The 8,366-nt window shown below is 51.8% G+C and carries 13 protein-coding genes; all 13 read right to left on the reverse strand.

Features of this window, described 5'->3' with window-relative positions:
- Positions 1–87: 87 nt before the first annotated feature.
- Positions 88–261: a hypothetical protein gene (locus tag OQV04_RS22220; RefSeq protein ID WP_004394002.1), complete on the reverse strand. Its 174-nt coding sequence runs from the start codon at positions 259–261 to the stop codon at positions 88–90.
- A gap of 10 nt (positions 262–271) precedes the next feature.
- Positions 272–1,048: a M48 family metallopeptidase gene (locus OQV04_RS22225; protein WP_102138715.1), complete on the reverse strand. Its 777-nt coding sequence runs from the start codon at positions 1,046–1,048 to the stop codon at positions 272–274.
- A complete protein-coding gene (locus OQV04_RS22230; protein WP_231619281.1) occupies positions 1,048–1,362 on the reverse strand; it encodes a hypothetical protein in 315 nt (104 codons plus the stop codon). Before OQV04_RS22230 ends, OQV04_RS22225 begins: the two co-directional genes overlap by 1 nt.
- A gap of 24 nt (positions 1,363–1,386) precedes the next feature.
- Positions 1,387–1,956: a hypothetical protein gene (locus OQV04_RS22235; RefSeq protein WP_231619282.1), complete on the reverse strand. Its 570-nt coding sequence runs from the start codon at positions 1,954–1,956 to the stop codon at positions 1,387–1,389.
- 23 nt (positions 1,957–1,979) lie between these two features.
- On the reverse strand, positions 1,980–3,101 hold the full coding sequence (locus OQV04_RS22240) for a type I restriction enzyme subunit R domain-containing protein (RefSeq protein WP_231619283.1): 1,122 nt from the start codon (positions 3,099–3,101) through the stop codon (positions 1,980–1,982).
- Positions 3,095–3,268, reverse strand: a complete 174-nt coding sequence (locus tag OQV04_RS25270) for a hypothetical protein (RefSeq protein ID WP_442899670.1) — start codon at positions 3,266–3,268, stop codon at positions 3,095–3,097. The genes OQV04_RS22240 and OQV04_RS25270 overlap by 7 nt, the downstream gene beginning before the upstream one ends.
- A 96-nt stretch (positions 3,269–3,364) precedes the next feature.
- Entirely contained in the window at positions 3,365–3,529 is a 165-nt protein-coding gene (locus OQV04_RS25275) for a hypothetical protein (protein WP_226981121.1), read from the reverse strand.
- 28 nt (positions 3,530–3,557) lie between these two features.
- A complete protein-coding gene (locus tag OQV04_RS22250) occupies positions 3,558–4,268 on the reverse strand; it encodes an ABC transporter ATP-binding protein (RefSeq protein ID WP_014611607.1) in 711 nt (236 codons plus the stop codon).
- A 1-nt stretch (position 4,269) separates the two neighbouring features.
- Positions 4,270–5,475: an ABC transporter permease gene (locus OQV04_RS22255; RefSeq protein ID WP_332642964.1), complete on the reverse strand. Its 1,206-nt coding sequence runs from the start codon at positions 5,473–5,475 to the stop codon at positions 4,270–4,272.
- Positions 5,472–6,623: an efflux RND transporter periplasmic adaptor subunit gene (locus OQV04_RS22260; RefSeq protein WP_102138714.1), complete on the reverse strand. Its 1,152-nt coding sequence runs from the start codon at positions 6,621–6,623 to the stop codon at positions 5,472–5,474. Before OQV04_RS22260 ends, OQV04_RS22255 begins: the two co-directional genes overlap by 4 nt.
- A complete protein-coding gene (locus OQV04_RS22265; protein WP_004393990.1) occupies positions 6,620–7,228 on the reverse strand; it encodes a TetR/AcrR family transcriptional regulator in 609 nt (202 codons plus the stop codon). Before OQV04_RS22265 ends, OQV04_RS22260 begins: the two co-directional genes overlap by 4 nt.
- A 105-nt stretch (positions 7,229–7,333) precedes the next feature.
- Complete coding sequence (locus OQV04_RS22270) at positions 7,334–7,729, reverse strand: DUF6088 family protein (RefSeq protein ID WP_089110956.1); 396 nt, start codon at positions 7,727–7,729, stop codon at positions 7,334–7,336.
- A gap of 21 nt (positions 7,730–7,750) precedes the next feature.
- On the reverse strand, positions 7,751–8,366 hold a 616-nt coding region (locus tag OQV04_RS22275), incomplete at its 5' end, for a tyrosine-type recombinase/integrase (RefSeq protein WP_442899671.1).

An 8,366-nucleotide genomic window follows, 5' to 3' on the forward strand; every position in this document is an offset into this window, starting at 1 on the left:
AAAGATTCGATGCATCGAAACCTTCATGGAACAATGAAAATACTTATTCACCTTAAATGAATAGGCACTCGGATATAAATAATTTACCTAATCATCCACAACTTCAATCGTTACATGCTGAGCACCAAGGTAAGTACCTTCATCCACTTCATAGCGCAAGGTTTCATCACAGTGTGGGCAGTCAAAGGCTTCGTTTGGCTCGATGCACTCATCTTCGAGCCAATCCCAGCCAATATGCTTTTCACAAGTTGGGCATGTCATTCAACAATCCTTACTCATTCAAATACAGCTCCGCCATTCCATCTAAACGGGCTTTTACTGCTTTCCAATTAGGCATCACGCTTGTTAATAAGCGCCAGAATTTCTCACTGTGGTTGTACTCAGCGATATGACAAAGCTCGTGCAGAATCACGTAATCAATACACTCTTTAGGCGCTTTAATTAGATGAGGGTTGAGCATCAGGTTCCCTTTGGCTGAACAGCTTCCCCATTGCTTTGTCATGGGCAGTACACGAAAGCTGGGGATACCATCAACCCATGTCGCTTGAGGTAGTAACTCAGATAGGCGCTCATGGAAAATACGTTCAGCACGAACCTTGTACCAGTTGCGCACCAAAGCTTTAACCATGGAAGTTTTGTCATCGTTAAACCTCGTCAAGGTGACAAGTAACTTACCGCGAGTCATTTTTACCGTTGGTAAGGCTTCTGAATCTTCCACGATCTTCAATACATAACGACGCCCAAGATAGAACTGCATCTCACCACTAACGTAGTGTTTGGGCTGCACGTACTCCAAATGACCTCGAAACTCTTTCAGGGCATCATAAATCCACTTGGCACGTTTCATTACCGCTTGGTGAATGTCCTCAAGCTCAGCGTCTTCTGGGGTACTAACTGTGACATCACAGTTGGGTTGCACCTTGATGGTAATACTTCGCTTTTTTCCTTGTTTGATAGGCTTACGCAGCACCTCATAGCTCACAGCCTCATCTCCATAGATGAAGCTGTATTCCTCTTTGTTACGTTCGTCAGAGAGTGTTGATGCCATTAATGGTGACCAGCTAAACCTAAGCGAGTGATTTGCACCACTTCTTCGGCAATGACTTGCGCTTTATCGACCCCTAAATCGGCAAACAGTAAAGGCAGCACCTCTAGAGTGATCTGGTTTTCAATCTCTGATGGATTGATTGAAAACTCTGCCACCGCTTTGCGCACTTTCTCGTCAATCTCTACTGCATAGTTGAGGCATTGTTCTTCAGTAAGACCTTGACCTTCAGCGCCATGTTTTAAGAACAATCCAAAGTAAGCTTGTACATGACGCTTAATTTTGGGGTCTAGCTCTGCGAAGCGATCGGTTGGCATTCCTTCGACTTTGCGCTCCTTCACTTACTGTTCAAAATCAGCAAATAGGAGATATTGCTTAACAGGCGCATCAAACATCTCTTTTGCTTGCTGAATCGCTTGTTTAAGTAGCTTCGAGAAATACTCTTGAGCGTAAGGGTCGTCGGCAAGGTCTTGCTCAATCATCTTAGTGACACGCCCTGTGATCGCATCTTTCTTATTACGAGCCTCATCGTCACTTAGCTCTTCTGGTTTTATATCCTTACCCATATTGCCAACCAGATAAGCGCCTTTAGACTCTTGGATCTCAACGCCGCCGATGTGCTTGTCTAACATAGTGCGAATGCTCTCAGCGTACTCGTCGTAATCAATGGTCTCTTCTGCTTGCTCACGGACAACTTTACGCAGTGATGTCATGCTTTTTAGCGTGTCTTTATAAATCTGACGTTTATCATCAAAGCTCTTGTCTTCAAAGTAGGTGGCTGATTGCAGGGCGACTTTTAAGCAATTAGCAAACGCAGTGAGCGTGCTATAAAAATCTTGGCGTTTCTTTAGGTTTAAATCGGTGGGCTGACCATCTACGTATTCTATGTTCGGCGCAAATACCCGTGCCATTGCTTGCGGATCTTGTGTGTTTTTTACATCAATAAAAAATGCCCACAGCTCACTATAAAGACCTGGCAGCTTCTTATATTCAGTACCATGCGGCTGTACAAGCCTTTAAGGTCATCGATATCAAAACCACCTTGGGTGTGCTCGGCCAAGTCCTGGTAGTCCGCAATGGTCGCATCGAGCTCTTTTAAGATGCCACGGTAATCGATGAGGTAACCAAACTCTTTCTTCTGATGCAGGCGGTTCACACGAGCGATGGCTTGGATAAGGTTATGTTGTTTCAGCGGCTTATCGATGTACAGCACCGTGTTTTTCGGCTCATCAAAGCCTGTTAGAAGCTTATCCACCACGATCATCAAATCAGGGCCATCGTCTTTGGCGAACTCTTCAATGATGCGTTTGGTGTAGGCTTTTTCATCTTCGTTGCCGACATTATCCTTCCACCAATTTTGCACCATGTCTTTGCTTTCACCATCGACCGTATCGTGTCCTTCACGGGTGTCTGGCGGTGACATAGCGACAACCGAAGTCACCTTGCCAATTTGGTCAAGAAGCTTTTTGTATTGGATGGCAGACGCTTTTGAGTCACAAGCAAGCTGACCCTTTAAACCTTGGCGTTTGAAGTTTTGGAAATGGTCAGAAATATCATGAGCGATAAGTTCAATACGACCCTCGGTTTGATAGATTTGACCTTTCTGAGCGAACTTCTTCTTCAAATCGGTACGTTGTTTTTCGGTCAGCTTATCGGTGATGCGGTCGAACCAAGCATCAAGCGCTTTGTCGTTGGTGCTTAACTCGGGAACACGCTCTTCATATAGTAAGGGGGTAACGGTTTTATCTACCACCGCCTGTTGCATGGTGTACGAGTGAATGATTTTACCGAATTTGTTTTCGGTCTTGTCATCTTGCAGCAGTGGTGTCCCCGTAAAGCCAATGTAAGCGGCTTTTGGCAGCGCCTGTTGCATTCGAATGTTGTTTTCACCGTTTTGGCTGCGGTGGCCTTCATCAACTAGGACAATCATGTCAGGGCTGTCGTTATAACACTCTGGCAGTTCAATCGCGGTGCCAAACTTGTTGATGATGGAGAAGATGATGCGCTCGTTGCCTTTGCCGATTTGCTCCGCTAAGCGGCGGCCTGTGGTTACCATGGCTGTTTTACGATCTTTTTCAGACAGTGCACCGCCAAATGATTGGACACCGCTTTGCCGTCGCTGCTCGCAGCAGCCAGCTTCATGGCCAGCGCCGCCTCGTGAGTCTGCGCGTCAATGTTTCTGAACTTGGTCGCATCAGCGCCGAGGTAAGCAAGGATGCGCATTTTTTCAGTAAGCGGTGGCTCGGGGTGTGCAGCAACTTTTGGGGCGAGCTGAACGACCTGAACCCATTCCTCCTGCGAAATCGCACCGGTAATAGCCTACATGTTGCGCCCGAGTTCCTGCATGATCTTGCGTAGCGCCAGTGGCTCAACCTGGGTAGCGTCACCAGCCCAAGCTGGCAACTGAAAACCCCATAAAAGCAGGCAGGCCGTAACGGTCAGGGTGATAGTTCCAAATGCGTGGCTGTGTTTGCGGTGGGTCATGAAATTCTCCTGTAATTCAATCGTTCTCTCATTCGAACTCCCGCCCTTCGCCAGCTTCCTCATGGGTCACGCCGTCGCGGATGTGGTAGATGCGCTTGAATGTGGGGATGATCTTTTCGTCATGGGTGACGACGATGATGGCGGTCTCTAACTTCCGGGCCATGTCGTTGAGGATGCGGATTACAGCCATGGCGCGCTCGGAATCCAGCGGCGCAGTAGGTTCATCGGCCAGGATCACCGGCGGACGATTGACCAGTCCGCGCGCGATGGCGACCCGTTGCTGCTCGCCACCGGAGAGTTGCGAGGGCATTGCGCGAGCTCGGTGTTGCACATCAAGCGCTGTGAGCAATTCCAGTGCCTTCGCGCGCGACTCTCCATTCGCGACGCCTGCAAGCATCGGCAGCAGCGCCACGTTGTCGGTGACATCGAGAAACGGAATCAGGTACGGCGCCTGGAAAACGAAACCGATCTTGTCACGCCGTAAGGCGCGCAGGTCGCGGACTTTCCAGCCATCGGCGTAGATCACTTCATCGCCCAGCGTCATGCGACCGGCGGTCGGTTCGATCACCGCACCCAGACACTTGAGCAGCGTGCTCTTGCCGGACCCGGAAGGGCCGATCAGTCCCACCACTTCACCAGGCGCAACATGCATATTCACGTCTCTCAAGGCAAAGACAGCGGTGTCACCATCGCCATACCGCTTGCTTAAACTTTCGATGTGTATCCCTTTGCCACTCATCTCAACCTCCAATGGCTTCGGCCGGATCGACCTTGAGTGCCATGCTAATGGCGACGAGGCTAGCTAGAACGCAGATCACGAGCACAGCAAAAAAACCGGCGACAGAATCCATTGGCGTGAGCAGGACATATTTTGGAAAAGCCGGTGCTGAAAAGGTGGCTGTGATCTTGCCGACCACGAAGCCAATCACGCCCAGGGCGAGCGCCTGCTGCATGATCATCGCGGCGATGGTTCGGTTGCGTGTGCCGATGAGCTTCAACACCGCGATCTCACGGATTTTGTCCATCGTCAGCGAATAGATGATGAAGGCAACGATGGCCGCGCTAACGATGGCCAGAATCACAAGGAACATGCCGATCTGCTTGGCCGAGGTGGCGATCAGCTTGCCGACGAGGATGTCTTCCATCTGTGCCCGGGTGTAGACCGTCAAACACTTCCAGCGCTGGATGGATTCGGCAACCTCGTCCGGCGCATGACCAGGTTTCAGAGTGACCAGCACGGTATTGACGAACGCGTTGCTGCTCTGTGAAGCAATCACGGCATCCAGCAAACCTGGATCACCGGGTCGATTGAAGACCGGGTTGGCTTCGGTGCGACGCCGGCTTTGCCAGATGGCATCGTTGTCCTTGAGGAACTGGGCCTCCTGGGCATCTTTGAGCGGAATGAATACCATCGGGTCGCCGCTGGACGACACCATGCGCCGTGTCAGCCCCACGACGGTGTAATGATTGCGGCGAATGGCAAGACGATCTCCCAGTTTGAAGCCGGTGGCGATGTCGGCCACAGCCTCGTAGTGACCGCGCGTGATCTGGCGTCCAGCGACGAGATAAGGAGGCCATCCGGGTGTAGCCCCCAACGCACCGGGCGCGATGCCGACCACCATGGTGCGTACATCACTCTCGCCCTTGCGTACCTGCATGGTCAGGTAGGTCGCGTTCGCTACCTGTGAGACTCCCGGCATGGCGAGAATGGCGCGATACACGTCATCGTTGAGGCTGGACGACTCCGCATAAGGACCCAGAGTATCCTTTTGCACCACCCAAAGGTCAGCGCCACTGTTGTCGAGCAACGCCTTGCCGTCGTCCACCATGCCTCGGTACACCCCAGCCATGACTAGGGTGACGCCGATCAGCAGACCCAGACCGATGCCGGTGAAGACGAATTTCCCCCAGGCATGGAGAATGTCGCGGCCGGCCAGGCTGATCATCGTGAAACTCCCGGGATATGCTCGACCACATGGATGCGGCTGCGCGCCGTCAGTGCCTTTTCGCTATAGGTCACAACCTGGTCCCCATTCTTGAGCCCTTCGCGCACCTGCACGTAACCATTGAGGTCGGAAGTGCCGAGCTTGACCGGGGAGAAATGCAGATCACCATCCACGATTTGCCAGACACCAACTTTATCGCCTTCACGCTGGACGGCAGCGTTGGGGATCAGTGGAGCGGCCGGGAGCGCCGGCAAGTCAACCGTGACTTCGGCCAGTTCACCCACTGGTGGCAAAGGTTCTGGTTTGTTATCGAATGTCACCTTGGCAAGCGTTTCCTCGGTTACCGCGTCGGCCTTGGGTTCCACCCGCAGCACGCGACCTTTCAAGGTCTGGCCACCACGCGAACGCAGGACGATATGAGCCGGCAGCCCCCCAGCCAGCCCCGATGCGCTGATCTGGTCGAAGCGCACATTGATCCACAAACTCTTGGGGTCGATCACTTCCACCACGGCCTGGCCCGCGACGATGGTCGTGCCGGGATTGGCATCGCGCACGGCGACTACACCGTCGACCGGCGCGATCAGGCGCAGATTGCTCCGCTGCGCGACGAGTGCTTCGTGGTCGGAGCGTGCCCGGGCAATATCTTCCCGAGCGGCGGATAGGGCGGCATCGGCGATCTGCAGTTCCTGCCGCTTGGTGGTGACGATTTCCTCGCTGGTCGAGCGCACCGCAAACAATTGCTCATAGCGGCGCGCCTGGGTTTGCGCGTAGGCTTGCCGGGCTTCTGCCTCACGCAAAGCCGCTTCCGCCCGCTTGAATACAGACTCCTGTGAGCGCACCCGATCATCAAGGTCGACCGGCTCCATCTCGCCGAGCACCTGTCCGGCCTTGACCTGGTCGCCTACATGCACCTCCAGGCGTTTGACGCGCCCGGCAAACGTCGGCCCGATCTTGTAGGTGTAGCGCGCCTCCACCGTGCCGATGCCGAACAGCGCCGGTGTGATAGCCCGTGATTCCACGCTTGCCACCGTCACAGCGACCGGGGCGAGCGGCCCTGATCGCAGACCGACATAAATAAAAAGCACCAGCAAAGGAATGATGACGGCAAGCAGTGCCAGGGTGCGGCCTTGCAAGGGTAACTTTTTCATTGCGCACTCCTTATGCCACGCCGATAAATTGCAAAGACGCGCGGCGCATCGCGGTGCATACGTCCCACATCACCCGCCAACAGCGATTGCATGACCAAGCCCTGGATCGTGCCAATGAACAGCGTTGCCGCCGCCTCGTTGTCAAGCGAGGGAGACAACTCGCCGCTGGCCTTGCCTTTCTCGATGAGACGATGCAAACGTTCGCCGTAGCGCTGAATCAAGGTTTGCACCATGCGCTTGGCCGGTGTCGATTCGGCACGCTGAAGCTCACCAAACATCATTCTTGGCACGCCTGGGTGCTCAGCTACGAATTCGATGTGACTCATGAACATCGCCTCCATGGCTGCCAAGGGCGACTCGATTCCTTGTGCGGATCGATCGATTCTGGCTAATAGACGCTCTGCTACCCACTCCATGACCGCCTGCCAAATGGCTTCCTTGTTCGGGAAGTGCCGAAACAGCGCACCCTGGGTCAAGTTCATGTGTTTAGCGATAGCCGCAGTGGTTATCTCGCTTGGGTTTTGTGAACCGGCAAGCGCCACGACGGACTCGACAGTTACGGCACGACGTTCATCGGCCGGCAGATGCTTTGGATGGGTGTCCACGAGCACTCCTTGTAAGATAGTAATTGATTACTATCTTACCACAAGAGGCAACTCAAACAAGAGAAAACCCGACGTACTCGTCAATATCTAGAGTCTGCAATGGGCTTAACGTGCTTTATTTTCCGTTTTCTGAGACGTCCCCAGTACTCGATTGCCGACTACCAGCTTGCGATTAAACTGCTTAGGATTCCATGAATAATGAACGGATGATGGTATTTGAGTGCTTTCACCTGAGAGGCTTTGCAGAGATAGGTTGTCCATCTCAAAATCGACCCCTTTCATCTTTAATATCTCACGCATCAGGGCATCGCTTCCCCCTGGGTTAGTAGGCATGGGTCTGCCTGTTAAGCTGTTAATCCTTGCCTTGGTATACAAGCCATAGCCAAGCTTTATTAGCTCACCTTGTTTGACCAAATACCTAAGCGCTCGACCAATTTGATCGTAGCTAGCAAAACCATCAAAGTCTTTCCGCTCAAAAACATAGCGTCTGGAACGCTTTATCTTTTGAACTAGTCACCTATGTTAAATTTCGATATCCTCAGATATATTAAGCGCATCTTCCATTTCGACGCCCAGATAACGAATTGTATTGTCTAACTTAGCGTGTCCAAGCAGTAACTGAACGGCACGAATGTTTTTTGTTCGAGCATAGATTAAAGTCGCCTTAGCTCTTCGCATTGAATGAGTTCCATATAGATAAGGATCATAACCGAGTTGAGACGCCCAGCGGTGAATGATGGTTGAATAGCAGCTATAGCTCATAGGCTTACCCTCCTTACGAGGGCTAGGGAAGATATAATCAGACGCAGATAAACCACTTTGCATCAACCATTGTGTTAATGATTGCGCAGTACGCGAAGTTATTTCGAATTGAACCTCACGTTCCGTTTTACTTTGTTGGTAAAGAACTCTGTTCTGAATGACACCACCTGAAGAAATATCTCGAACTTTCATTCTCAACAGATCACATGACCGTAATTTACAATCGATGGCGATATTCAGTAACGCCAGCTCTTTGATGTTGCCCTCAATTTCTAGTCGAGTTCGAATACGCCAGATATCTTCTAGCTTAAATGGCTTTTTCTGCCCTGTTAAATGACTTTTCTTTGTCCACATAATTGACCTCCAATCTAACTTT

The sequence above is a fragment of the Escherichia sp. Lx600-2 genome (genome assembly GCF_036662595.1).
GTDB classification, from domain to species: domain Bacteria; phylum Pseudomonadota; class Gammaproteobacteria; order Enterobacterales; family Enterobacteriaceae; genus Escherichia; species Escherichia coli.